This is a genomic window from Allobosea sp. CER48, from assembly GCF_044752385.1.
Taxonomy (GTDB): domain Bacteria; phylum Pseudomonadota; class Alphaproteobacteria; order Rhizobiales; family Beijerinckiaceae; genus Allobosea.
Window position 1 is genome coordinate 1 of sequence record NZ_JBIWYK010000525.1, and the last position, 1,971, is coordinate 1,971.

General features: G+C 64.6%; 1 protein-coding gene. It reads left to right on the forward strand.

The annotated features are described in order from the left end of the window. Positions 1–247 precede the first annotated feature (247 nt). Positions 248–1,915, forward strand: a complete 1,668-nt coding sequence (locus tag ACIPIA_RS15120) for an MFS transporter (protein WP_400510736.1) — start codon at positions 248–250, stop codon at positions 1,913–1,915. Positions 1,916–1,971: the final 56 nt, after the last annotated feature.

The following is a 1,971-nucleotide window of genomic DNA, read 5'->3' on the forward strand; positions in this document are numbered from 1 at the left end:
CGCCGGATCGCCGCGACCGGCCGCCCCCACCGCATCCGTCGATAGTCTTAAGACGAACGGTGCAAGACCAAGTGCTCGATTGCCCCTGCGACAATACACGCGCAACTCTTTGCGCCGGGCTGGCATGGCAGGATTCGTCCGCCAGCCGGCAGTGCGCTCAACGCTACATCAGAATCGCGAACCGCACAGACGAACAGCCGGGCATTCCCGGCTTCAGGGTTTACCAGGGGAGACTAACGCCATGAGCATGGCATCGCAAACATCAGGAACGAGGGCCGCACCTCGGCCGATGACCAGGGAAGAAAAGAAGGTCATTCTGGCCTCGTCGCTCGGCACCGTGTTCGAGTGGTACGACTTCTACCTCTACGGGTCGCTCGCCGTCATGATCGGCGCGCATTTCTTCTCGGCCTTCGACGCCAACACCCGCGCCATCTTCGCGCTTCTGGCGTTTGCGGCGGGCTTCCTGGTGCGTCCCTTCGGCGCGCTGTTCTTCGGCCGCCTCGGTGATCTCATCGGCCGCAAATACACCTTCCTGGTCACGATCGTGATCATGGGCGCCTCGACCTTCTTGGTCGGCCTGCTGCCCAGCTACAACTCGATCGGCTGGATCGCCCCGGTCATCCTGATCGCGCTGCGCATGCTGCAGGGCCTCGCGCTCGGCGGCGAGTATGGCGGCGCCGCGGTCTATGTCGCCGAACACGCGCCCGTCGGGCGTCGCGGCTTCTACACCTCGTGGATCCAGACCACCGCGACCCTCGGCCTGTTGCTGTCGCTGATCGTCATCCTGGTCATCCGCGTCAATATGGGCGAGGCCGAGTTCGCCGCCTGGGGCTGGCGCATTCCCTTCCTGCTCTCGATCTTCCTGCTTGCGATCTCGATCTGGATTCGCCTCCAGATGCAGGAATCGCCGGCCTTCAAGAAGATGAAGGAAGAGGGTACCGGCTCGAAGGCGCCGCTCTCCGAGGCCTTCGGCCAGTGGAAGAACGCCAAGATCGCGCTCATCGCCCTGTTCGGATTGACCATGGGCCAGGCCGTCGTGTGGTATACTGGCCAGTTCTATGCGCTGTTCTTCATCCAGAGCATCCTGAAGGTCGATCTCTATTCGGCGAACGTGCTGATCGCCTGGGCGCTGATCATCGGCACGGGCGGCTTCATCTTCTTCGGCTCGCTCTCCGACAAGATCGGCCGCAAGCCGATCATCCTGGCCGGCTGCCTGATCGCGGCACTGACCTACTTCCCGTTGTTCGGCGCTCTCACCAGGGCCGCCAATCCCGGCCTCGCCGCGGCCCATGACAACGTCAAGGTTCAGGTCGTCGCCGATCCCGCCACCTGCGGCTCGGTCTTCGATCCGGTCGGCGTGCGCGTCTTCACCGCGCCTTGCGACATAGCCCGGCGCACGCTCGCGACGCAGGCCATCGTCTATACCCAGACCCCGGCCCCGGCGGGCACCGCCGCCAAGGTCACGGTCAATGGCAAGGACGTCGCCATCGACGCCGGCTTCGCCGCGAACATCGCCAAGGAGGCTATCGCAGCTGGCTATCCGGCCGCCGGCGACGCCCGCATCGTCAAGACCGGCTTCTTCGGCGCGCTCTTCGGCGGCCAGTCGCTGACGGTCATCGCGATCCTGACGGTGCTGATCATCTATGTCACGATGGTCTATGGCCCGATCGCGGCGGCGCTGGTCGAGCTCTTCCCGACCCGCATCCGCTACACCGGCATGTCGCTGCCTTATCATATCGGCAACGGCTGGTTCGGTGGCCTCCTGCCCGCGACCTCCTTCGCCATGGTGGCCGGCACGGGCGACATCTTCTACGGCCTCTGGTATCCGATCGTCTTTGCCCTCGCGACCTTCGTAATCGGCTTGCTGCTGGTGCCCGAGACCAAGGATCGCGACATCATGACCTACGAGAACTGATCGCCTCGACAGGATCGGCGCAGCCGGCCCCACGAACCCCGCCCGCAAGGGCGGGG

Excerpts from the sequence above, each read along its gene's own strand:
- ACIPIA_RS15120 (WP_400510736.1), top strand. The coding sequence starts at position 248 with ATGGCATCGCAAACATCAGGAACGAGGGCCGCACCTCGGCCGATGACC.